The 26,357-nt window shown below is 30.7% G+C and carries 15 protein-coding genes; 8 read left to right on the plus strand and 7 right to left on the minus strand.

The genetic code is table 11. The features are described 5' to 3' along the window. Positions 1-17 precede the first annotated feature (17 nt). Complete coding sequence (locus ACMC9J_RS05385) at positions 18-494, plus strand: nucleoside deaminase (protein WP_304130530.1); 477 nt, start codon at positions 18-20, stop codon at positions 492-494. Here ACMC9J_RS05385 and lysS read toward each other — a convergent pair. After that, positions 491-2,074 carry a lysine--tRNA ligase gene (gene lysS, locus ACMC9J_RS05390; protein ID WP_019265272.1) on the minus strand — a complete coding sequence of 528 codons (1,584 nt, stop codon included), beginning with the start codon at positions 2,072-2,074 and terminating at the stop codon, positions 491-493. The two genes, ACMC9J_RS05385 and lysS, sit on opposite strands and share 4 nt — an antisense overlap. A 237-nt stretch (positions 2,075-2,311) precedes the next feature. After that, positions 2,312-8,461 carry an Ig-like domain repeat protein gene (locus ACMC9J_RS05395; protein ID WP_427003008.1) on the minus strand — a complete coding sequence of 2,050 codons (6,150 nt, stop codon included), beginning with the start codon at positions 8,459-8,461 and terminating at the stop codon, positions 2,312-2,314. A gap of 367 nt (positions 8,462-8,828) precedes the next feature. Here ACMC9J_RS05395 and ACMC9J_RS05400 point away from each other — a divergent pair, with 367 nt between their 5' ends. Then, positions 8,829-13,361 (plus strand): Ig-like domain repeat protein, encoded by a 4,533-nt coding sequence (locus tag ACMC9J_RS05400; RefSeq protein WP_427003009.1) that lies wholly within the window; start codon positions 8,829-8,831, stop codon positions 13,359-13,361. A 79-nt stretch (positions 13,362-13,440) separates the two neighbouring features. Here the strand turns inward: ACMC9J_RS05400 and thiC are convergent, their stop codons facing one another. After that, positions 13,441-14,739: a phosphomethylpyrimidine synthase gene (gene thiC, locus ACMC9J_RS05405; RefSeq protein WP_427003010.1), complete on the minus strand. Its 1,299-nt coding sequence runs from the start codon at positions 14,737-14,739 to the stop codon at positions 13,441-13,443. 184 nt (positions 14,740-14,923) lie between these two features. Next, on the minus strand, positions 14,924-15,838 hold the full coding sequence (locus tag ACMC9J_RS05410; protein ID WP_019264635.1) for a carbohydrate kinase family protein: 915 nt from the start codon (positions 15,836-15,838) through the stop codon (positions 14,924-14,926). A gap of 319 nt (positions 15,839-16,157) precedes the next feature. Here ACMC9J_RS05410 and ACMC9J_RS05415 point away from each other — a divergent pair, with 319 nt between their 5' ends. Further along, positions 16,158-17,501 (plus strand): IS4 family transposase, encoded by a 1,344-nt coding sequence (locus ACMC9J_RS05415; RefSeq protein WP_427003011.1) that lies wholly within the window; start codon positions 16,158-16,160, stop codon positions 17,499-17,501. Between the two features lie 127 nt (positions 17,502-17,628). Here ACMC9J_RS05415 and ACMC9J_RS05420 read toward each other — a convergent pair whose 3' ends face one another. Next, a complete protein-coding gene (locus ACMC9J_RS05420; RefSeq protein WP_427003012.1) occupies positions 17,629-18,498 on the minus strand; it encodes a helix-turn-helix domain-containing protein in 870 nt (289 codons plus the stop codon). 73 nt (positions 18,499-18,571) lie between these two features. On the opposite strand from ACMC9J_RS05420, the gene hxlB reads away from it, so the two are divergent. After that, the gene (gene hxlB, locus ACMC9J_RS05425) at positions 18,572-19,162 is read left to right on the plus strand and encodes a 6-phospho-3-hexuloisomerase (RefSeq protein ID WP_019264633.1); all 591 of its coding nucleotides are present in this window, start codon (positions 18,572-18,574) and stop codon (positions 19,160-19,162) included. Between the two features lie 8 nt (positions 19,163-19,170). On the opposite strand, the gene fdhD is transcribed toward hxlB, so the two are convergent. After that, positions 19,171-19,920, minus strand: coding sequence for a formate dehydrogenase accessory sulfurtransferase FdhD (fdhD, locus tag ACMC9J_RS05430; RefSeq protein WP_427003013.1), 750 nt, complete (start codon positions 19,918-19,920; stop codon positions 19,171-19,173). 101 nt (positions 19,921-20,021) lie between these two features. Between fdhD and ACMC9J_RS05435 the strand changes: the two genes are divergently transcribed. From ACMC9J_RS05435 to ACMC9J_RS05450, 4 genes are read left to right on the plus strand one after another with little or no spacing between them, the layout of a single operon-like run. Further along, positions 20,022-21,122 carry an ABC transporter substrate-binding protein gene (locus ACMC9J_RS05435; RefSeq protein ID WP_019264631.1) on the plus strand — a complete coding sequence of 367 codons (1,101 nt, stop codon included), beginning with the start codon at positions 20,022-20,024 and terminating at the stop codon, positions 21,120-21,122. Positions 21,123-21,131: 9 nt separating this feature from the next. Beyond that, the gene (locus tag ACMC9J_RS05440) at positions 21,132-22,145 is read left to right on the plus strand and encodes a FecCD family ABC transporter permease (protein ID WP_019264630.1); all 1,014 of its coding nucleotides are present in this window, start codon (positions 21,132-21,134) and stop codon (positions 22,143-22,145) included. After that, positions 22,136-22,939 (plus strand): ABC transporter ATP-binding protein, encoded by an 804-nt coding sequence (locus ACMC9J_RS05445; protein ID WP_019264629.1) that lies wholly within the window; start codon positions 22,136-22,138, stop codon positions 22,937-22,939. The genes ACMC9J_RS05440 and ACMC9J_RS05445 overlap by 10 nt, the downstream gene beginning before the upstream one ends. A gap of 11 nt (positions 22,940-22,950) precedes the next feature. Beyond that, positions 22,951-23,529: an FmdE family protein gene (locus ACMC9J_RS05450; protein ID WP_019264628.1), complete on the plus strand. Its 579-nt coding sequence runs from the start codon at positions 22,951-22,953 to the stop codon at positions 23,527-23,529. A gap of 69 nt (positions 23,530-23,598) precedes the next feature. Here ACMC9J_RS05450 and ACMC9J_RS05455 read toward each other — a convergent pair whose 3' ends face one another. Then, entirely contained in the window at positions 23,599-26,247 is a 2,649-nt protein-coding gene (locus tag ACMC9J_RS05455; protein WP_427003014.1) for an Ig-like domain-containing protein, read from the minus strand. Positions 26,248-26,357: the final 110 nt, after the last annotated feature.

Genomic DNA, 26,357 nt, shown 5'->3' on the forward strand with positions numbered 1-26,357 from the left:
CATCCCATTTTTTTATTATGCATAATGATACTTATTTTATAAATGAAGCTTTAAAGGAAGCTGAAAAATCTTTAGCTGAAGGAGGCATTCCAATCGGAGCTGTTTTAGTTAAAGATGGAAAAATTATTTCTCGCGGCCATAACAGGCTAATTCAAAACGATTCTGTAATTTTACATGCAGAAATGGACGCTATTGAAAATGCCGGCCGTTTAAATCATGAGGATTATCTTCAATCCATATTATACACAACTCTTTCTCCCTGCCCGATGTGTTCTGGAGTTATATTGTTATATGATATTCCGAAAGTTGTAATTGGTGAAAATACAACATTAATGGGTGCAGAATGTTTGCTTGAGAAAAATGGTGTAGAAATAACGGTTTTAAATAATTTAGAATGTAAAAAATTGTTTGAAAAATATGTAGAAGAAAACCCTGAATCTTGGAAAAATGAATTATCCAAAGTAGGGAATTCTACTAATGTTTGTGATTTTTAAGCTTCTTGCCTTAATCTTTTAACAACAAAATCTTTATCAAGAGATAGTAAGAATGATGCTGCTCTTGGACCTTGTTTTTGACCTAAAATCATTTTATAAATAGCCTGGAATCCTTTTTGAGGTTTTAATCCTTGGCCTTCAAGAATTTCATACATTGCATCATGTAAATCTTCTGCTTTGTTAAATTCTTTTGATTCCATTAAATCAGCTAAATCACTTAAGAATTGTGTTTGTTCATCAGTTAATGGTAATTTTGGAACACTTTTCTCTTGAACTTGGAATTTTACAAATTTAGGAGCATAGTTGTCTAACCAGTTAACTACATTGTCAACACGTTCCTGGAATTGTTTTAATTCAGTTTCATTTAAATCTCCGAATTCTTTATCCTTAAAGCTTTTTGTTAACTGGGAATTGTTTTTAAGAATTGTAAATATTTTTTCCAAGTTATTTCCAGCTATTTGGTAAGCATTAACTAAGAATCTGTAATGTGGTCTGAATGGTAAAGGACTGCCTTCATTTATTTGAGCTATTTCATAGATTTTTTTGAATTTTTTACCTTCTTTTTCAGATGGTGCTTCTTCTTCATCGTAAAATACTTTTTCTACTTTATCAAACTGATCCATGAAGTCTAAAAATGACATTTTAGGTGAAAAATCTTTAGCTTTCATAGGTTTGCTTCTGAATAAGTAATAATTGAGACTTTCAGCAGGTCCGATAGCTAACCATTGTTCCGGTGTGAAAAATACTCCATGAGATTTACTCATAGCTTCTCCATCTAAAGTAATCCATTCGTAAGGAACTGGGTATGGTGCTTCATAGTCAAATATTTCTTTTGAAATAATGCTACTTACATCATAGGAACCTCCACTGGCTGCATGGTCTTTCCCGAATGGTTCGCAGGTAACATTAAATATTTTCCACCTTGCTGCCCATTCCACTCTCCATGTAAGTTTTCCGTTTCCGGATTTGATATCCATTTCACCTTCATGACCGCAGTCACATCTGTATTTAATGATATCTCCATCAAAATCATATGCATAGGTGGTATTTACTCTTCCACATTCTTCACAAATCGGATTGTATGGTAACCAGTCATCTGCTAGAGGTTCTCTTCTGTATTGATTGAAGATTTCTTTGATTCTGTCTACATTTTCAAGAGCGGTTCTTATGTAGTCATTGTAGATTCCGCTTTTATACATTTCAAATCCTGATTTATGTTCTATTTCAATGCCGTATGAATCCATAACTCCTAAAAATGGTTTTTCAAAGTGTTCTACAAAGTTGTCACAACATCCGTCAGGACATGGAATTGTTGAGTAAGGCATTCCAAGATATTTGTCATAATTTTCAGGTAATGGATATGGAACTTTTCTAAGGGGGTCATGATCATCAGCAATCCAAATAGTTTGAGCTTCTTTTCCTAATTCTCTTAATTTTTTTCCGATTGCATTAGCTATAAATACATCGCAGGAGTTTCCAATATGAATAGAACCTGATATGGAGGTTCCACTTGCAATTACATGTTTATCAGTATCTCTTTTACTTAATTCCTCAGCTATATTTTCAATCCAATGTTTCATTACATCACCGATAATTTATAATCATAAAAAATAAGTTATACAATTAATATTTCTTGTTATTAATATAAAAAGATTGTTTAAAAAAGGCAGTTATGGAAAGTTTTTTTAGTCTTTTTTTAAATTGTATTTTTATTGAAAATTTTATAGTAAAAAGTAAAATAACATGTTTGTGCATGTTACGAAGAAAAAATAATAATGAATTTTAAAAAATGTAAAAGAGATTAGTTATTTAATCTCTTAAGATATTTTTATTGTGTTTCCTGTTTGGAAGTCGTTCCAGTAGGAAGTTATGATGTATTCACCTGCCATCAGTCTGATTCCTAATTTGGCAATACCGTTATTGTCTGTGAGTTTGTGGTAAAATACTCCGTTTACATTAAATGATACGTTTTGGTTGGCTATTGGTTTGCCTTGACCGTCTAATGTTTGTGCAGTGAAGCTGCTTCCGTCCAGGTATTTCATGTTTAAGTTTTTAGTAATTAATGTCGGCAATACATTGACTTTGTTTCCTATACTTAATCCGTCAACCATTGTGGTTATTATGTATTCTCCAGGTCTTAAAGAGATTCCCAGGCTTGCAATACCGTTTTCGTCTGTTTTTTTAGTGTAGAATACACCGTTGATGTTAAAGGTTACTTCCTTGTTTGCAGCTAATGATCCGTCTTTGTTGTAGATGGTTGTCTGGAATCTGGAAGCATTCAAATAGTATTTAGTTAAATCATTTTGAACAATCAGTGATTTTACAGTAATATTATTACCTGACTGCTCACCAGTAACAAGGTTAATTGCTGTTATAACATATTTGCCGGGATTTAAGTTAATACCCATCATAGCTATTCCTTTATCATTGGTGGTTTTAGTGTAAAAGACACCATTGATATTAAACTGAATATCTTTGTTTTTAAGAGGATTACCCTGTGAATCAGTAAATATGGCATAATACTGAGTATTGTTTCTAAACATTTTAACAACGTCCAATCCTTTAACTGTCGGTTCAATAGTAACTTTCGCCTGCCTGGTTATTGGAGTATAATCTGCTGTTCCTTTAAAGTTAACAGTTACTGTGTATATTCCACTGTCCAAGCTCAATCCTAAACTTACAACACCTTTTTCATCTGTTGTTTTAGTATAGGTTTTCCCGTTAATTGTTATTTCAATTGGAGCATCTCTTATAGGATTTTCCTGTTTATCAGTTAAAGTAGCTATAAATCTTGTACCGTCATGATAAATCATTTTAACATCAGGAGCATTTAAAATAACATTATACTCAACAGATTTGATTTCAAAAGTTCCGTTGTCAGTAGCTCGAGAAATTTTATCAGTTCCTTTATATGTTGCAGAATATGTGTATTTGCCCTCTGGAAGTTTATCAAAGCTTCTAAAACCAACACCATCAGTTATTACTATTTTATAGAACTCTTTATTAAGCTCTAAAGTTACATTACCTGTAATTGGTCTTCCATCTTCTGTTTTAAGAGTTGCACTGAATATTATTTCATTTTCACCTATTTCAACATTAACTTTCAATATGGATTTTGTTTGATTGATTATGAGTATTTTAGTTGTATTTGAGCTTAAATAATTGTTATCTCCGTTATAGTATGCATTTATGGTGTATGATCCACTTGTTAATGGTGAAATAAGCCAAGTAGCATTACCGTTGCTGATGGTTTTATTTCTTGGTGAATATAATCCTAAAATCCTGAAAGTAACATTTCCTGTAGCATCATCATTTACTACTGCATATATTCTAATATTTTGGCCTTCTATGATTTCTGAAGTTATAATGTTTATATTTGAAGGTGCTTTAGCTATTTTAAATTCTTTGTTGTCAGAGGAGCCTTGGTAAATATTGTTTCCGTTGTAGGTTGCTTTAACATTTTTATTTCCTGCATTGACTTTATTGAATGTAACTTTGGCTACTCCGTTTACTATTTCAACAGTTTTTGAGTCATGGTCAATAGTAAAAGTAACGTTTCCATTTGCACCGCTTGTAATGCTGGCTGTTATAGTAATGGATTCTCCATAGATGCTGTCTTTAATTGTATTGATTGTAATGGAGGATAATGAGTTTTTAATATTGAATTCAACTTCTTTTGTGTTATTGGTATAGTTGGAATCTCCTGAGTAAATTACTTTTAATGTATGTTTTCCTAAGGCTAAATTAGCTATTTCAACACTTGCAGTTCCATTTTTCAATGTTTTACTGTAAGTTTTACCATCTATAACAAATAATATAGTTCCTGTTGCATTGGCAGGTAATTTAACAGTAATTACTTCAGTTTCTCCGGCTAAAATATCTTTAATGTCAATATTTAAATCAGCAGGTTTTACAATAATTTTGTTTTTGGCTGTAATTCCATTGAATGTTGCTTTAAGGATATATTCTCCTGCTTTTAAATTTAAATTAAGATAACCTAAACCTTTAGAATTTGTCATTACTGTGTAATTTTTGTTATCTATGTTTATTTCAACTTTTGTGTAAGTGTAAGGATTTCCTTGTTTGTCTGTTAAATTAAAGTGATATATTGAGTTATCCTGCTCTTTGATTGTTAAATTCTCACCAGTTAATATAAAATCAATGCTTGTTATGTTTATTGTAGTATTCCAGCTTGCAGATTCAAACTGTTTATCTCCAAGGTATAAAACATAAATGTAATTGCTTCCTTTTGTGAAATTAACATTAAATACAGCTGTTCCGTTTGTGAGAGTTAATTTATAGAATTCTTTATTGATATAAACTCCAACTTCACCGGTACAGGTGTTGGGATTAGTTTTTACATTGACGATTCCGGTTAAATCATCGTTATATGTAATATTTACAGTTAGATTACATGAATCTCTTAGAACTTTAAATGTTGTTGTTGCAGTTGATGGGGCGTATTTGGAGTCTCCAGGATAATAAACAGTTACATTATAACTTCCGCCAGTTAAATTGTGTAGTGTAATGTTTGTTACTTCTGATTTTAAAAATATTGTAGTATTTATACCATTTACACAGAGTATAGCTTCTCCACGAAGATTGCTTGGATTTACAGTTATTGTAGCTGTTGCATCTTCTCCAGCTTTAACATCATCTACATTTATTGTTAAATTAGTGTTAAATTTACTTACTTTAAAAATTGTACTTGCATTGCTGCTTTCATAGTATTTTGAATCCCATAAAACTACTGTAAGGTTATATTCTCCAACAGCAAAGTTTTTAAGAGGAATTGTAGTTTTTCCGGCATAAATATAAATTATTTGTTTAAGTTCTCCATTGATGTACAGGTAACCTTGTGTTTGGGAGCCTTTAGGTTCAAGATTTATAATTAGTTCTCCGTTTTGCCCGATTTTAACTTCAGGTGCAGTAATATTTAATGTAGTTGGATGTTTATTTACAGTATAATTGCAGTAATAGAAGACTTTAGCATAATCTGAGTCGCCTTCATAAACTATTTTAATACTATAAGTTCCAGGTGTTAAATTAGTGACTGTTAAATTAGCTAATCCATTAGTTAAGTTTATGGAATATTTTTTATCGTTAATAATGACTGTTACATTTCCAGTTGGGATGTGTGTGTAGTTTCCGTTTACTTTAATTTTAAATATTGCATCTTCACCGTAGATAATGTTGTTATTTAAATCCACATCTATTTTTGAAGTTTCTTTTCCAACATCAAGGATTATTTCTTCGCTGTGGCCTCCTAAATTAGCATAAACTTTGTATTGGCCTTTTTGAGAAGTGTAATTATATTCTAATACGGTGGTTCCATTTATTAAAGGTTTAGTTATATTTACTTCTTTTCCATCAATTATAGTGGTAAATGTAACATTCATATTCGGAAGTAAGTTATAATCTGTAAATGCTTTTCCATTTGCTAGTTTTAAATCTACTTTAAGTTGAATAGTATCTCCAATTTTTAAAGATTTATATTCTGGTTTAAATGTGAATATAAAATAATTGCCTATTTCAGTGTTTGAATCTTTTGGATAAGGATTAGTATTTGTACAAAAATAGTTGTAATCCATATTTATAGTACCTTCATTAAATAGGAATGCATATGGGTCTGTTGGGGTAATGTAGTAAACATGTGTTTTTACAGTTAAATGTTTTGTATTTATGAATATATTGTAAAATGCATTTAAAGTACCTTTATTATAAATATTAAATGCTCCTGAAAGATAATAGAAATCGTTATCTCCATTAATGTTGTTGTCAAAGATTGTTTTATTAATTGTTAAAATACCGGAATTTTCTATTGCGCCATAAAAAACTTTATTTGCATAGTTTTTTATTGAGTAAATTTTATTGTTTTTTATTATAGAATTGGTTATTAATAAGTTACCTGTTTCATCGTTATGTATTGCTCTATATCCAGTTATATTGTGGATTATAGTTTTGTTTAAGGTCATATTTCCAGTATTTTCAATTGCAGATCCGTAGATCTTAGTATTGCCTATTGATGTTTTACTTATTGATGAATTTAAAAGATACATGTTCCCCGCATTATATATTCCTCCACCTGCAGTATATGTTATGGCACCACTTTGTGTTGCTTCGGAAGTTGTTATCATAATATTTGTGGCATTTAAATCTCCTATATTATATATTCCTCCTCCATTGTTTCTTGTTTTTGAGTTGCTAATGTTTGTATTTATTATAATTAATTTCTCAGTATTTAATATGGAACCACCATTTCCAATTGAAGTCAAATTATTAAAATTTGAATTTTCAATAGTTCCAATTCCGGAGTTATATATTGCTCCTCCAGTTTTTGTTTTTACATTGTTAAATGATGTATTTTTAATTTTAAAGTTTCCAATATTATATATAATTCCTTTATCACTTCCAAACCATCCAAAAGATCCAAAATAATCTGTAGGTGCAATATAAGAACTAAAATAACCCTGATTATTAGTAATATCCATGATATTTCTGAAACTTGAATTTTCAATTATCATTATATTTGAATTATGAATTATTGATCCATTTACACTTTTTATAGCTTTTTCCCTATATGACTGATATATATAATTATTTAATGTTTGATAAGTGGTATCATTTATTATTTGATTTATTTGAAGTTTTGTTTTATTTTCAAAAGAAGTATTAGTAATATTTATTTTTCCATTGTTTTTAATAGCTCTAAATTCAATATTTGTAAATTTTGAGTCGGCTATGGACAGTATGCCATTTTCAGTGTTATAAATTATTCCTATCCAGGTTATATTCTTATTTTTCATTATTATTTGATTTGGAATGTAAATATTATTAAATTTACAATTTGTTATATGTAATGTTCCTGCATTATAAATTAATCCATTATTTGTATTTTTGTTTAAATTAGTTACTTTGGGGTGTTGGTAGATAGAATCAGTGTTAAATAATGTATTAGTTAAATTTAGCATCCCAGTATTATTGATTGCTCTTCCAAGGATATTTTTAAATGTACAATTTATTAAATTAACTTTTCCTTCTGTATTTATGCTGTAACCTGTGGTATTTGTGATTGTTAAATTTACAAAAGTAACTTCTGCATTATTTGTTATATTGAAGAGGCTTTCTTTTTCAAATCCATTAAGAGTAACATTATTTCCAATTATTGTAACTGATTTATTTATTATAATACTTTCATTGGTGTCATGGATTATGTTAAAATTAGATAAGTATATTGTTCCTTTATTTTCAACTAACTCTAATGCCTTTTTAATAGAATTTATGGAATTTGTCCAGCTAATATTGGATTTGATTTTATTGTCTATAATTATGTTGTTATTTGTTAAATTTATTAATTGTAAATTGTTTAATTTTTCAAAAACAAGAGTATTGGAATATATTCCAAATGCATACACTTTTAAAATACTTTTATCTTGCATATGGTATGGAAAAGTTATATCGAATGTGTAATTTCCAGGTGTGGTATAATGTTGGTAAGGAGGTAGGTTTAATTCGCTTAGGTTTTTTTGTTTTATGATGGTGTCATTTTCATAAATTATTAAAGAAGTTTTGTTAAATTCGTCTTCACCCATTGTAAATTTGCCGGTTACATGAATATTTACAGTTATATTTCCCGTTTTGTTAAAATCATTTGTGTTATTAACTGTTATTGTAAGTTCAATAGACGAATATCTTGGACCGATAAATATGTTGTCTCCAATTTTATCTTCGGGTTTGATTTTAAAAAGTGCATTTTCTGAGTTATAATCATTTTTAACAATATTTTTGCTATTCTGAGTCGATTCATCAATATCTGTCGAGCTGTCCTCTTCATAAATTTCAACATTGTTGATGTTAGGTTGATTTAAAGTGGCAGTTGAATTATCCTCAGCATTAACTGTGGTTAATGCTATAAAAAATAATCCTAGAATCAACAATATTAAAATTATTTTTTTTCTATTTTTCACAAAATTCCTCTCCTTATTATTTATATTAAATTATTAACAACTTATAATATAAATTTTATTTGATTTATAATCAGCACATATTGTTCCATAAATTTTATGAGATTGTTTATTTTTTTTTTAAATTATTAAATATATTTTACGTATATTGTTATTTTAGGTAATTTATAACTATATTTATATACTATGTTGATAAATAATTCAATTAGTTAAGACTTATTTAATAAATATCCAGTTATATTTACATTTGTTTTTTTTTTAAAGATGATTGGTATTGAATAATTTATTGAGTTTACTTAACTAGCATAATTTAATTGGGGGATTTAATATTAAATCAAACTATAAATATATTTTAATCGCTTGTTTAGTGATGATTTGTAGTATTGGTGCTGTTAGTGCAACTGATTTAAATGATAATTCTACTGTTGAAGTTACTTCAAGTGTAGATGATAGTATTTCAGTTGATGAAGCATCAATTATTGATGTTGGACAAAATCAGGAGGTGGCTAGTACAAGTGCAGCTACTTGGGATGAGTTAAAAACAGCTTGTCAAAGTAGTGGTGATAAAGTTATTACTTTAACTGGTCAGTCTTATAATGCAAATAGTCAAATTGTTTTTGGAAATAGTGCTACTATAATAGGTAGTTCTGATACTTATATCACAACTAATAATCCTAATCTTATTCCATTTTTTAATTCTAATTCTAATCTTAATATTACATTTTTAAATGTGAATTTTAAAGATAGTAATTGTAAAATTTTTATCCAGTCTGCTGGAAATAATGAGTTAAATAACTGTATTTTTTCAAATATTACTACTGGTGCTGGTAAAACTTCTGTAGTTTATAATACTCAAGGCTTAATGAATCTTGACAACTGTACTTTTACTAATTGTCATACACAATATGGTACTATAACTAATTATGGTAGTAATGTTCGTATGAATGTGGATAATTGTAATTTTGTAAATAATAATGCAAGTGTAGAACCTGGAGCTATTAATAACTGTGGTATTTTAAATGTAACCAATTCAATGTTTGTTGGTAATAATGCTACTTGGTGGGCTGGAGCAATTCACACTCATTCTAATGCTCAAACTCGTATTAGTGGTTCTAAATTTATAAAAAATCATGCAGGATGGAATGGTGGAGCATTATTTACTTACAGTAAACTTGAAGTATATAATTCCACTTTTGATGAAAATATATGTGATACTACTACTGGTGGTGGAGCTATAGGATCTTATAATTTCGGATCTTCTTATAATATCACTATTGAAAATTGCAGTTTCAAAAATAATAAAAATACTGCAGTTGATGGAAATGGTGGAGCAATTACTGCATTAAATGGAGGATATTTAAATGTCCATGGTTCTAATTTCACTAATAATTCAGCAGGAAATGGATTAGCTATTTGTGCATTTAATGCAAACTATCCTAATGCTACTGGTGGAGTTCCATTTTTACAAGTGTATAATAATACTTTTAATAATCATTGGTCTAATATTACTGAAAACACCGTACAAATTTCTGCTGGTAATTACACGTTTGAAAATAATACTTTTATTAATTGTAATCAAACCATTAGAGGTGTAAATAATACTTTTATTAATTGCACTCCAGAAGATTCTAATTTATTAAAATCTTTAAATATTCAATCAATTAGATTAAATCAACCAATTGTAGCAAACCCTGATGATAATGTTACAAGCCCTCAATGGGCTATGACAGGGCATGATGCTCAAAATTCCGGACAATCTCCATATAATGGTATTAAATCTTTAAAAGTTCTTTGGAGCAATTCATTAGCTTTAATTTCAAGCCCTATTATAGATGAAGAGGGTAATATTTATGTTGTTTATGGCAATACTATTTCTTCTTTTTATAATAATGGTACTTTAAGATGGAATGTTAATTCATGGATGCCGGCAGGTATAGCTCTTTATAATGATTATATTATTGCACCTGAATCTGGAAATAAATTAACTATTGTTAATAAAACCACTGGAAAGGAAGTTTCAGGTAATATTTGGCAATTATCAAGTGCTTTCACTCCTATTGTGGATTCAGAAGGTAATATATATGTTTCACATGAATATCCTTATAATGGTCCGGGGTCAGTGTCTGGTAGTCATTGGGTAGGAGTAGCTAGTTATAATAATGATACTACATCTCCTTCTTATGGGTATGATTTTTCAGCAAGCTTGATAAAATTATCTAAAAATCCTAGTTATGGTAAGCCTGGAACTCTTTCAGCTCCTGTTTTAGACAAACTTGGTAATGTTTGGGTAAATACTATTGAAGGTATTATTGGTGCAAATATTAAATCTGGAGATAATATAGTTAAGATTTCAAATGCCGGTACTAGTGGACGTCCAGTTGTTGGAGACAATAATGTAGTATATTGTTTTGGTAATAATAATGTAATTTTTGCTTTAAATGCTGGAGGTATTATATGGAATACTACAGTTCCAGATGGAATTGGTAAAGTATTAGCTATTGATAATGAAAATAATGTATTATATACTGTAAATGCTAAAGGCATGATATATAAAATTGATAGTTTAACTGGTAATATCTCTGAGTTTTATGATATTGAAAGCACAGTTTCTTCAGCAATTATGGTTGGTGCTGATGGTACATTATATTTAGGTGATGATAAAGGAACTTTCTGGATAATTGGTAGTGATGGTAAATTATTAGATAGCTACAATTTTGGATCTGCTATTGTAGGCATGCCTGCTATGGATAAAACTGGAAACATTTATATTGGTACTAAAAATACATTTTATGTATTAACATCCAAAATGGAGTCTAATATTTCAGTTGATGTACAAAATATTAATGTAGGTGACAATGCTACTATTATAGCTACTTTACCAGCTAATGCTACTGGAAATGTGACTTTTACAGTTAATAACAAAGAATATATTGTAGCTATTGAAAATGGTTCTGCTAAATTAAATGTTGAAAACTTACTTTCTGGAACTTATGATGTACTTGTTAGATTTATGGGAGATAATAATTACTTACCTGGTGAAAATAGTGCTTCTTTTATAGTATCTAAAATACCTACAAATATGATAATTGCTGTAGATGATATTAAAGTTGGTGAAGATGCAGTTATTAACATAACTCTTCTTAATGAAATTTCTAATGAATTGGTTAGTGTAACTATTGACGGTAAATCTTATACTGTTCTTATCAATAATGGTAAAGGTTCTTTAACTTTATCTAATTTGGTAGCTAATTCTTATCCAATTACAGCTAAATATGATGGAAATTACAAATATACTGAAGGTGAAAACAGTACTACTTTAACTGTTGCTAAAATGCCTTCAGCTGTAAATGTCACAGCTAATAACATCAAATTTGGTGAAGATGCTGTTATTAACATTGCTGTTCCTAATGTAGCTTTAGGTGTAGCTACTGTTGTTGTTAATGGTAAATCTTATAATGTAGCTATTGTTGATGAAAAAGGTGTCTTAACTATTTCTAACTTAGCTGCTAATGATTATGATGTAAAAGCAGTTTACTTAGGTGATAATAAATACTTATCAAGTGAAAATACCACTAAATTCACTGTTTCTAAAGTAGGTTCTTTTGTAAATGTTGCTGTTAGTGATATTAAAGTGGGCGATGAGGCTGTTATTAATATAGCTGTTCCTGATGATGCTACTGGAAATGTAACTGTAAACATTAATGGTAAATCTTATAATGTAACAACTAAATATGGTATGGCTTCTATTAAAGTAGCTGGTTTAGCTAATGGAACTTATGATGTAAAAGCAGTTTATTTAGGTGATAATAAATACTTATCAAGTGAAAATACTACTAAATTTACTGTTTCTAAAGTGTCTGATTATAATATGACTGTTGATATTGCAGATATTGTTAAAGGTGAAAATGCTACAATTACTGTTACTGTTCCTAAAGACGGAACCGGTAGTGTAGTTGTAACAATAAACGGTACAGATTACAAAGGAACAGTTACTAACGGTACTGCTAAAGTTATTATTCCTGGTTTAGATGAAGGAACCTACAAAGTAGTAACCTTCTACACAGGAGATGCTAAATACGACTCCATGATAGTTAACGGAACAATAACAGTTAATAAAAACACTAAAACCACCTTAACAATGGACAATGTTGTAAAATACTTCAAAGGTGCTCAAAATCTCACAGCTAAACTAGTTGACGCATTTGGAAACCCAATAGCTAACGCAACTATTTACTTCACAGTAAACGGCAAAGTTTATGCTAAAACAACTGATGAAAACGGTACAGCTTCCATGGGTATCGGATTAGTTCCTAACGAATACAAAGTAAATGCTGTATTTAACGGAACCAAAGATTATGATAAAGCAACAGCTAATGCAACAGTAACTATTAAAAACACCGTCTTTGGAAACGACACTACATTATACTTCTGTAACGGAACAAAATATGTAGCTAAATTCTTAGACAGCAACGGAAAAGCATTAGCAAACACAACTGTTAAATTCAACATTAACGGTGTGTTCTACACCCGCGTAACTGATGAAAAAGGTACAGCTGGTTTAGGCATCAGATTAAATCCAAAATCATATGTTATAACAGCTTACAACCCGGCAACCGGTGAAGAAAGAGCTAACAACATAACTGTCATGCCAACTTTAGTAACAAAAGATTTAAATATGAAATACTTAGACGGCAGCAATTTCACTGCTTTAACTTTAGATGGTCAAGGTAAACCATTAGCTAACCAAAATGTATCATTTAACGTAAATGGTGTATTCTATCACAAAGTTACTAATAAAAATGGTATTGCAAGCTTAGGAATCAGATTAATGAGCGGCGAATACATCATAACTTCCTACTGGAACGACTTCCAAACAGGAAACACAATAAAAATCAGTCCTTAAAGAGAATTCCCAATTCTCTTACTTTCTTTTTTTATATATTATTAAATTTCTCTTAAAAAAGAAAAATAGATATGAAAATCTATTTTAAAATATCGCTGTCAGATTTGTCCAACCATTCGTTTACTATTTTTACTGCACAGTAATTTCCACACATGGTACATGCATCTGAATCTTCAGGAGGTCTTTGGTCTCTTTTTGCACGTGCAACTTCCGGAAACATTGCACATGCATATTGTGCTTCCCAATCAAGTTTTTTACGAGCTTCAGCCATAGCTAAATCTTGTGAACCGTCGATTGTACCAGTTGCTAAATCACCGGCATATGCTCCTATTTTTGTTGCAATTACTCCTTCTTTTACATCATTAGGGTCTGGAAGAGCAAGGTGTTCTGCAGGAGTTACATAACAGATGAAATCTGCTCCTGCTTTTGCAGAAGATGCTGCACCAATTGCAGATACTATGTGGTCATAACCTGGCGCTACATCACATACAATAGGTCCGAGCATATAGAAAGGAGCATTGGAACACATTTTCTTTTGGATCATAACATTTGTTGGAATTTCGTTAATTGGAATGTGTCCGGGGCCTTCAATCATACATTGTACTCCTGCTTCACGGGATCTGTCGATTAATTCTCCTAAAATAATCAGTTCTTGGATTTGAGCCCTGTCTGTTGAATCGGCAATTGATCCTGCTCTCATACCATTTGCAAGTGAAAGAACAACATCATGTTCTTTAGCAATTTCTAAAACATAGTCAAAGTTTGAGTATAGGGGATTTTCTTTTTCGTTTTCAACAATCCATCCGGACATAAATGATCCTCCACGGGATACAAGTCCGGTTACACGGCCCTGTCTTTTGAGTCTGGTTAGAGTTTCGATGTTGATGCTGCTGTGAATTGCCATGAAGTCAATACCGTCTTTTGCCTGTTTTTCGATGGTTTTGAATAAATCTTCTTCTTCCATATAAATTACGGAACCGTCTTTTCTGATTCTTTCAATAGCTGCCTGATAAACTGGCACTGAACCTACTGGTAATGGAGACATATCAAGAACTCTTCTTCTGATTACATCTAAATCTCCACCAATACTCAATTCCATTAAACAGTCTGCACCATGGTCAATTGCAATTTGAGCTTTTTTAACTTCTTCATCAAAGTCAACAATGTCTGTTGAGGTTCCAACAGTTGCGTTTACTTTTGTTCTAAGTCCTGCACCAATACCTGAAGCTTCGATGTCTCTGTTTACATTAGACGGAATTACTATTGTTCCGTTAGCTACTGATTTTAAAATGAATTCTTCAGAAACATTTTCCTTTGCAGCTACGTGTTTCATTTCATCAGTTAAAATACCTTTTTTTGCATCCATTATCTGTGTCATAGGTCATCACATTAATTTAGTCAAATAATTTTTAAAATTATCAAATAAGTTTTAAAAACTTATCATTTTTGATTGATACTATTCTCTTTTATTGTAATAGTATTTAAATTAATATGATTGAGTTTAATTCAAAAAAAGTTGATATGTGTAAAGTTTATTTTAAAAAAATAAGTAAAAAGAGTGATTAATAAAATTCACTCATTCTGTCAAATGCATCATCAAAAGTAGGCATGTTGGTTTGACATCCTTGTTCTTCTACAATAAAAGAAGATACTGATGATGCAAATTTGGCAGATTGTTCAAGTGATTCTCCATTTAGGAATCTTGATAAAAATCCGGCTCTATAGGAATCTCCAGCTCCGGTAGGATCTACAGCTTCACGAACAATGGCATCAACTTTGATTTTATCATTGTTTGAATAGATTTCACTTCCATTAGCTCCGCAGGTTTTTACAATGATTTTAGGACCAATTTCTCTTAATCCATCTAAATCCACTTCTAATGATTCCAATATTCTTTCAATTTCGTAATGGTTTCCAAAAAGGATGGTAGTATTTGTAATAACGTCTCTTAATTTATCTGTATCGTACATTCCAAGATCCTGACCAGGGTCAAAAGAAACAAGTAACTCCTGTCTTTTTGCTTCTTCACTGCATTTCCAGTTAAAGTGAGGATCACCAGTAGCTAAATGAACGGCCTGTACATTGGATATTGCATTTTTAGGTACTTTACTTGATGCAAATTCTTTAGCAGCTCCCCAGTAGAAATAGCTAATTTGATCATCATTTTCATCAGTTAAAACAAATGCTGTAGGGCTGGTTTCTCCAGGAACTATAATTAATGAATCAGTATCCACATCTAAACTTTCCATTATTTCATAATAATTGGATTTTTTAAAGTCTCCGCCTACTGCAGAAACAAGTGATGTTTTTAAACCTAAATTGGCTCCAACAAGTGCAACATTAGCCGCAGCACCTCCATTAAATGTTTTCATATCGTTTATTGGTGCTGAAAAATTAGCTTTAGGAAACTCTGGTACTCTAATGATATAATCTAATGCAGAATGTCCAATAGATAGTAAATCTCTGTTTTTTGCCATATTATTTTCTCCTTTTTTATTAGTCTATTTATTGTTTATTTTATGATTTTTAAAAAATTTTTGGTTAATTTGCAGTACTATCAAGTTAAGTGATTTTTCTGATTTTTAATTTTAATTTTTTCCAATTTTTTTATTTTTTTATTTATTTTGCTTGTATCGGTGTGTTATTATTTTAATTTTATTTTATTAGGTGTAAATTTATTTATATCTATTTTTAAGTATTTTATATAGTTAATATTATATATTATTAATTATAAAGTATTATTATCTAATAATATTAGTTTTTATTTGAGGATTGTTGTTTTTAGGGTGGTTTTTGATGGTTTTTGAATATGTGTTTTCAAATTTTTTAGCAAGTTTTAATAATTTTGTTGATGAAAAATATATATTAAGTGATAATGCTTTTGTTCGTAGTGGTAAATGGAGTTTGGAAACTGCAATTAAATTTCCTTTATTTAATCGTAAGAAAACAAAATTTAATGAAGTTAATAGGTATTTAAGGAGTCAAACAGGTGATTATTCTATGAAAATAACTGGTTCTGGTGTTTGCGATAGAATGCAATATATCAATCCCAAAGTTTATATAGACATGAATGATGGAGTTATAATGGAAATATACAACAATGTGGAAGAAATGGAAACTTTTAAAGGATTTCACGTTTTTGCAACTGATGGATCTTATGTTGAAATTCCAAATCATCCACAGGCACGTGAAGAAATGGGAGTTCCATCAAATAATGAAGTTGAAACATTTGCTGCAAATGCAAGAATTTCATGCACAGTAGATACAAAAATGGACTTTGTAATATCATCAATAATTGAAAATCAAACCATAGATGAAATAACACTAGCATTAAGACACTTAGACGATGTAAAAAACAAAATAAATATGAATAACATAATTACCTGTTATGATAGATACTATAATTCCACAGAAATCATGTTAAAAACAGAAACATTGAATTCATACTATCTAATCCGAGGAAAAACAAATACATTCAAAAAACAACAACAAAAAATGGATAATGATAAAAAAACCGACGAAACATTCGATATCAGCTTAAATAACGCAAAAATAAAAAAATTTCACGACGAAGAACTGAAAAAAATCGCAAGAAAACAAAAAAGCATACAAGTCAGAATAGTTAAAGTAAAATTAAAAACTGGACAAACAGAAATACTATTTACCAATTTACCAAAAGAAATAGCAACACCCGAAGAATTAAAGCAATTATACGGCGAAAGATGGAAAATAGAAACCGATTACGACAGACTAAAAAACAAACTATACATCGAAAAATTCAGCGGAAGAAGACGAACCATAATCGAACAAGACTTCTACAGCCACATATTCCTACTAAACCTACTAATAGGAATAAAACACGATGCAGAACTAAAAATAACACGAAAACCAAAAGAAACAGCAAAATACACCTACAAATACCACTCCAACATCAACACACTCATCGGAGAAATCAAAGACCAACTACCAAGACTCCTAACAGACAACCAAGACGAAATACAAAAAGTAATAAAAGAAATAATGGAAATAGGTTCTAAAGAACTCGTAGCAACAAAAATACCCCCACAAACACACACAGAAAGAGATAAAAAAAGAAATTGGAATAAAAATTGCAAAACAAGCAAAAGCCAAGGATTCTAAAAATCAGAAAAAAAATCACTTAACTTGATAGTACTGGTTAATTTGGTATAAATTTTTCAGTATAAATACAAAAATAACTTTTATATGTTTAATTAAATTTTTATTTCCTTAGGGCATTTGAAAACTTTTAATCCATTGGGATAAATCCCTGATTTTTAATAGCTGTTTGTCCATCAGTTAATAAATATTTTATGAATTGGTCCAGTTCTTCTTTTTCATCATTTACTTTTATTAAACTGATGATATGTCTTGTATCAAACTTTAAGATGTCATTTCCTTTGAAATAACTGGCATTTAAAAAACTATATAAATTTTCAGAATTTCTGACTATTTTAAATGCATCAAATTGTGAATTTACTTTTGTTTTAATGTTATAATCGATATCATAATGTTCTAATGTATTCCAGGCCAGTCTTTGAGCGGAACCCTGAACATTTACAAAATCCAGTCCTTCCAGTTCATGAATACTTTTAATGGGTTTGGAATCTGGACTGGATATTAGAACCAGATAATCATAAGCTATTGGAACCATATTTAAATCTCTCTCAAAAGCTATTACAGGATCATCTAATGTTAATAAATCCACAACTCCTCTTTTAGCTAGTTTAAATGCATCTTCATCATTGCTGCTGTATATATTGGCATTAAAAGGAGCATCAATACTTTCCAAAAGCCCTGTACTGATATGGCCGCCGCAGATATTGATTTCAGAAGTTTTATCTATTTGAACCATATATTTTTTATACTCTTCAAGTAAGGATTTGCCTGCAGGAGTTAATAAAGTACCATTTCCCTGTTTTCGAGTAATTTTAACCCCTAACTTGTCTTCAGCTTTAAGCAATCTTCTATTAAAAACAGTATGTGATATATTTAATTCTTTAGCTGATTTTCGCTGAGACCCTGTTTTGGCTAATGAATTCAGGCTTTGATATAATTTATAGTCATAAATCTCACCGTTTATGTCTAAATTGATGATGCCTTTGCTTTTGAGTTTCATAATTAATTATATATAAAGTTGTAATCATAATTAATAATATTGATTTGATAATATATTTTGGGAATTGGATAGAATGGAATTGATGAAAAGTTCAATTAAAGCTATTTTAGAGAATATTGTTTGTGCTGAAGAGTATTTGGATGAAGATGCTATCAATGAATTTGAAGATATTATAATGACTTCAAAAAATGTTTTTGTAACTGGTGCGGGAAGGTCAGGTCTTGCAGCTAAAGCTTTTGCAATGAGATTAATGCATTTGGGAATTAGTTCTTATGTTGTTGGTGAAACTATTTCTCCAGCTATTTATGATGATGACTGTATTATAGCTATTTCCGGTTCTGGAGAAACCAACACTATTGTATCTGCAGCAAGAATTGCAAAAAATAGAGGTTCTAAAGTATTGGCTGTTACTTCATATCCTGAATCAACTCTTGGTCAGTTAGCTGACGGTTATTTGCTTGTTAAAGGAAGAACTAAAAAGGAAGTAGATGATCAAAATTATATGAAACGTCAGATATATGGAAATTATACTTCTTTAACTCCTTTAGGTACTGCTTTTGAGTTAACTACTTTAGTATTTTTAGATGCAATTGTTTCTGAGCTGATGGAAAAAATGCATCAGACAGAAAGCGATTTGAAATCAAGACATACTGTTTTAGAGTAATTTTAACTCTAGAATATTATTCTATTTTTATTGTTGTAAACATTAAATCTCTGACCTCTTAAAAATCCAACAAGAGTTACATTTCCTTTTTTAGCTGTTTCACATCCTGAATATGCTGGAGCAGCATTTGATGCAAGTACAGGTATTCCAGCTCTGACTATTTTTATTACCATATCTGCAGGCATTCTGCCACTGTAAATTACATAACAGTTGCTTAAATCATAATCATGTAATATTCCATATCCAATTACTTTATCTACAGCTACATGTCTGCTTACATCTTCTTTTACAATGAAATTGTCTTTATAAACAATTCCCGCCACATGTGTTCCTCCAGTTGCCTGCCAGATTTGTGCATTATTTTTCAGCTCTTCAATTCTGCCAATTAGCTCATCAGATTTTACCTGAAAATTAGAATTTATTGGTTCAATATTGTTTATTTTACTTCTCCAGCCTCCTGAAGAATCGGAACACAAAACAGTTTCTTTTGTTTTAAGCAGAGTATCATTAATTTCTACATTAATCTTGTTTCCGTCAATTTCGATTTTTTCAATGTCTTCTAATGTTTTTACCATATTTTCATTAAATAGATAACCGACGGCAAATTCCTTAAGGGAATCTTCAATTGCAGACAGGCTGCGTTTGATTTTATCATTTATTGTTAATGTTATGGTGGAATCCTTAACAACATTTTCTGTAACATCGGTTATTTTTCCATTTTTATAATTTTGGGCTTTTTCTTCCATTATCTGTTTCATATAATTCCTTCTTTATTTTTGAATATGACTTTCAGTAAATTATTTATTTATTTAAGTAAATAAATTCATATCAGTATTTGACTAAATGTTTAGTGATATTTATGGAAAAGAAGAGTAAGATTATTATTTTAATTTTAGCTGTTTTAGTTATATGTGGAGTTGCTGCTCACTTATTTTTAACTCCTTCTACTGTGGAAACAGTAGGATCTAAAAATATAACTGATATGGTTGGCAGAACAGTACAGATACCTGCTTCTGTTGGAAATGTTGTAGCTACCAGCCCTCCAATGACTACTGTAATTTATATGATTGCTCCGGAGAAGTTAACTGCAGTTAATTTCCAGTGGAATGATGATGAACTTAAGTATGTTCCGTCCCAATATGCAAATCTCCCTGTTGTTGGAGGATGGTATGGAACACAGGATGGTAGTTATGAAGAATTTATAGCTTCTGAACCGGATATGGTTATTGAATCTATTGATGAAGGTGGAGATGGAGATCTGGCTACTGTTCAGGAACGTCAGGATAAATTTGGTGAAATTCCTGTTGTTGCAGTTAATGACACTACCGATGTTGAGAAAGTTGACGGGTCAATAACTTTTATTGGAGATGTTTTGGGAGCACAGGACAATGCTAAGAAATTAACAGACTTCAACGACAAATATTTGGATATGGTACATCAGAAATCCGGCCAGATTACTGATAAGAAAACAGTATATTATGCTCAGGGTAATGACGGACTTCAGACAAATCCTTCCAATTCCACTCATGGGCAGTTGATTGATCTGGTTGGTGGGGAAAATGTAGCTAATTCTTTAGCTCAGGGAAATACTACTGCAGGTATTCAGGTATCTATGGAACAAATTATTAAATGGAATCCTGATGTTATTATCACTACAAACCCTGATTTCTACGGAAAAGTTTATAATGATTCAAACTGGGCAAGTATTACAGCAGTTAAAAATCATGATGTGTATTTATCACCGCAGTCTCCGTTTAAATGGTTTGACAGGCCGGTTGGAGCAAATATGATTATTGGTGTTCCATGGACGGCAAAATGTATTTATCCAGATCAGTATCAGGATATAGACATGGTTTCCACTACTCAAGAGTTTTACAGTGAATTTTATCACTTTGATTTAAGTGATGAGCAAGCTAAGCAAATATTACTTGATTCCGGACTTAAGGAGTCAGACCTGTAAGGGATTTATATGAATAAGGAAAATAAGGAGATATTAGGCATTGTGCTTTTAGTGTTCCTTCCTATAATTCTTTTTTTCGCATCTTTTTTAATTGGAAGATATCCGATTGATCCTGTTGATGTGATTAAAACCATATTATGCCCTATATTTCCGCAGCTGGAAGTTTCTCAAACTATTACAACAATTGTTTTTGAAATAAGGCTCCCCCGTATTATTGGAGCATTAGTTGTAGGGGCAGCATTAGCTATGGCAGGTTCCGCATTTCAGGGAATCTTTAAAAACCCATTAGTGTCTTCTGATTTACTTGGAGTGTCTAATGGTGCAGGTTTTGGAGCGGCACTGGCTATTTTACTTTCCGGATTAAATGTTGTAACTCAAATATTTGCATTTGTATTTGGTTTAATTTCAGTATCAGTTACATATTTAATTTCAAAATCTTATAAAAACGGCGGAATACTGGTTTTAGTTTTATCTGGAGTAGCTATTTCAGCATTTTTCGGAGCGTTAGTTTCTGCAGTTAAATTCATAGCTGATCCTGATGACAAATTACCTGAAATTGTATACTGGTTAATGGGAAGTCTGGCTTCCATTACTGTTGATAAATTAATTATGATTTCAGTTCCGATAATTATTGGTGTGGTTATTTTGATGCTGCTTAGATGGCGTATTAATTTATTGTCTATGGGAGATGAAGAGGCACAGGCTTTAGGTTTAAATCCTTCAAGAACCAGGTTAATTGTAATTGCTGCTTGTACTTTACTTACTTCAGCAGCAGTTTCTGTTAGTGGAATTATTGGATGGTTAGGTTTGGTTATTCCCCACATGACAAGAATGATTGTAGGTCCGGACAATAAGATTCTTATTCCTGCTTCTTTAAGTTTGGGAGCCAGTTTCTTACTTTTAATTGATAATATATCCAGAGCAGTAATTTCAATTGAAATACCTATAGGAATTTTAACAGCAGTTATTGGGGTTCCAATATTCTTATATTTACTTAGAAAGGGGTATTCAGAATGGTCGTAGAAGATAAAATATTGGAAGTTAACAATATATCCTTTTCTTATGAGGATAATTTAATATTTGAAAATATTAGTTTTTCCATAAAAAAAGGAGATGTGTTATGTATTCTTGGACCGAACGGAACAGGAAAAACAACTTTAATCAAATGTCTAAATGGATTGCATGATACTGATTCCGGTGAAATTTTAGTTAATGGTGAAAATATTAAAACATTATCCTTTTCTCAGATTTCCAAACATATTGGTTATATTCCACAATCGCATATTCCGTCTTTTCCCTTTACAGTTTTTGATGTTGTACTGATGGGCAGAGCTCCTTATCTTAATTTAGCTCAATCTCCAAAAGCTGAAGATGAAAAAATAGCTGTAAAATCATTAAAAACATTGGGAATATATGATTTAAAAGATAAGGAATATACCAATCTCAGTGGTGGTGAAAGACAGCTGGTATTTTTAGCCAGAGTGCTTACACAGCAGCCTGATATTTTAATATTGGATGAACCGACATCTCATTTGGATTTTGGTAATCAGATTAAGCTTCTGGAAATCATTGACAGGCTGGCTGAATCAGGTCTGTCTGTTATAATGTCATCACATTTTCCGGATCATGCATTTTTAAGCTCTACTAAAGTAGCTATCATGAAAAATAAAAAATTCATTGATTTTGGAACTCCTGAAGATGTGGTAACTGAAGATAACTTAAAAGAAGCTTACTCTATTGATGTTAAATTAATTGAATTAGATGAAAATAGAAAAGTTTGTGTACCTATGAAAACAAACTTAAAATTAGATTTATAAGGTGATAAAAAATGATGAGTGAAGAAGACTATGATGAACAGTTAGCAAAAGCAGGTGATTTCCACGGAGAAATTTGTGGAGGAATAGCTATTGGAACTAAATTAGCTATGTATGGTTTAGATTTAATGGGAATGGAATTAAATCAAAGACATAAAAACTTAATTGTCTTTTTAGAAATCGACAGATGTATGGCTGATGCAGTTCAGGCTGTTACAAAATGTTCCATGGGTAAACGTTCATTAAAACAAATGTATTATGGTAAATTTGCAGTAACTTTCTATAATATGGATACTGGTGAAGCTTTAAGGGTATCTGACGCTGATGCAAATAAACAAAATAAATCTAAAGAAACAAGAGAAGAAATGATTCATCGTTTCAGAGTCACTCCTCCTGAAGAATTATTTAATGTAGAAAAAGTTAAAGTAGAATTAACTCCATCTCAAATGCCGGGCAAACCTCACACTTCTGCATGGTGTTCTGTCTGTGGTGAAAAAGTAACTGACGGACGTCATTTGGTAAGAGGCGGAAAACCTATCTGTATTTCATGTGCAGAAGGTTCTTACTATGAAATAATTGAAGATGATGAATAATTAAGCCACATTTTGTGGCATCTTACTATTTTTTTAAATAAAAAAAGTTAGATAGTAAATAAATACTATCTATTTTGGAATTTCACTTTCCGGCACATTATATGTGTATATTACTGATTTTGGCCTATTTGGATCAAATACTGAAAATCCTTCTATAATGTTATCTGTTGCATTGTAATTTTTAGCTGAAAACTCAAATGTAGCTTTTCCTTGGTGTGCAACAACTTCTACCACTTCTTCTTTAGCAGTATTGTAGTTTAATACAAAGTATGTTGTTAAATCAGGAAGTTTGCTAGCTATACTACCATTATTATAGAAAGTTACTTCGTATTTTCCTGGAGAAATACAGGTTATGTTATATGGGATTAAAGTAGTGTGGATTCTCGGACAAATTGTTCCGGGACCTGTCTGATTTAGTCCCCAGGTTGTGTATTTGTTTGTTCCATACCAGTTAGGCCCTAACTGTAATTTTAATGTATCGTTCCATTCACCAGGTCCGTAAATTCCATTAGGATTAGCACTGACTTCTCCAAGAATTATTTGACTTGGTCCTTTAGCATTATTGTAAATAGCATTGTTTTCTACAATAAGAACAGCTCCAGGTGCATAAGTGTAGTTTTCATTTACAGTTAAACCTTCAATAGTGCTGTTTGAAATTTCATTTCCTGTAATTACAATTCCGCTACAGTTTTTAGCATCGATAAATACTCCCATGTAGTTATTATTGATTCTATTGTTGGTTACAGTTACATTTACTCCGGAATGCCTCATACTTATTCCGTATCCGTAAGGACCTTCAATCATCACCATTGTATTGAATCCGATATTTTCAATAATGTTATTGTTATTAATCAATGTGTTTGAAGCATCTTTATCAAATTCAACACCGAAATTGTTTTTAGTTATTGTGTTCTTTTGGATAGATGTGTATTTGGCACCGTTTAAGTAAATTCCATTGTAATAATATTGAATATTATTGTTTTCAACAGTAGTGTTTTTGGAGTTTAAAAGTGCAATACCTTTTCCAGGCAGTAATGTTTTACCAGAATTATAGTTGTCCATATTACTTTGATTTAATAAGTTGTTAATGTTATTATTTTCAATGACTGTATTTTTAACATTATTGACTATGATTCCAGACCCATTGTTTCCATTAATATTTAAGTTTTTAACCAAAACATCATCTGCTTTAATGTTTAAAACACAGGTATTTAATTTTCCATTTAATGTAGTGTTAACATCACTTGTGAGAATAATGCTTTTTGTAATGTCTAATGAAATGTTGTTGTAAACTTTACCTAAGAATTTAACAGCGCCTTTGCTGCCAACAGAGTCTATAATATTTTGAATTTCACTGTTTGTAGCATTTTCTTCAACTGTTCTGGTATTTAAAACACTAACTTTAGCACTTGCAAAAGCTGATTTGCATGTAATGGTTGCAATATATTCTCCTGGATTTAAGCTAATATTTAATTTAGCTATTCCATTTGCATCAGTAGTTTTATTGTAGAATACTCCATTGATATTATAGGTTACACTTTGATTAGCTAGTGGATTACCTTGTCCATCAACTAATTTTGAATTTAATGAAGCAGGAATTCCGAAGTATTTTGTTAAATCACTTGTAGTTAAGACAGGCAATACGGTAATGTTGTTTGAAACAAAGCAGTCTTTGTACATTGCTGTTATTATGTATTTCCCTGGGTTTAGATTGATGTTTTGGGTAGCTATTCCTTTATCATTAGTGGTTTTTGTGTAGAATACTCCGTTGATGTTGAATGTTACATTTTGCTTAGCTATTGGATTTCCATGTTCGTCAAGAGCTCTTATGCTATACTGTGTATCATTCCTGAAATATTTGACTAACTCTTTATTTTGATCCATGTTTGGTTTTACAATAATTGTATTTGAAATAGATTCGCCGGTTGCTGTGTTGGTACTTGTTATTATGTATTTTCCAGGGTTTAAGTTAATAGTTTGGGTAGCTATTCCTTTATCATTAGTGGTTTTTGTGTAGAATACTCCGTTTATGTTCATAGTTACGTTAGTGTCTTTTAATGCTTTTCCGTTACTGTCTGTGAGTTTTGGATAGTATTGGGTTTTGTTTCTAAAGATTTTTTCAACATCTTCAGCAGTAATTGTTGGGATTACGGTTAATACATTTCTGGAAGTCATTGCAGGGATTTGTGAATCTCCTTTGTAACTGGCTGTTATGTTGTATTTTTTATTGGAAATTAATTTAATTGTTAATTTAGCTATTCCATTATTGTCTGTGGTTTTTTCATAATCCATGCCATTAATTGAAATTGTAACTTTAGCATTAGCTAGTGGATTCCCACTAATATCCTTTAATAGGTATTGTGCTTGGTTTCCATAGTAAACAGTATCATTTTGCAATGTTAATGAAGAATGATTTGGAGAATGATCCATTGGAATATTATCTGATTTGTCATTAAAAAGAACTCCATTTTCATCTGCTATTGGTATTTTTGATGATGATTCAATATTTGAACCAGAGGAAGCATCATTATATGTTAATGAAGTTTCAGAATCTAAACTTACTTCATCACTGTTTTGAATTATCTGATTATTATCAGCAAAAAGTACTTCATTACTATTTGCATTGGTGCTGTTGTCATCTAGAGCCGTAACACCTTGTAAAAATGCAAATAATATGAAAATACTTAATAAAATTAGCAATGTGCTTTTATTTTTCATATTTTATTACCTCATATAACTATTTTATAATAATATTATAAACTATTGTTATATAGGATTTTCCATTGGTTTTTAGAAAAACAGATTTAAAAAAATAAGAAATGAGGTAG

It is taken from the genome of Methanobrevibacter intestini (assembly GCF_047402955.1).
GTDB lineage: Archaea > Methanobacteriota > Methanobacteria > Methanobacteriales > Methanobacteriaceae > Methanocatella > Methanocatella intestini.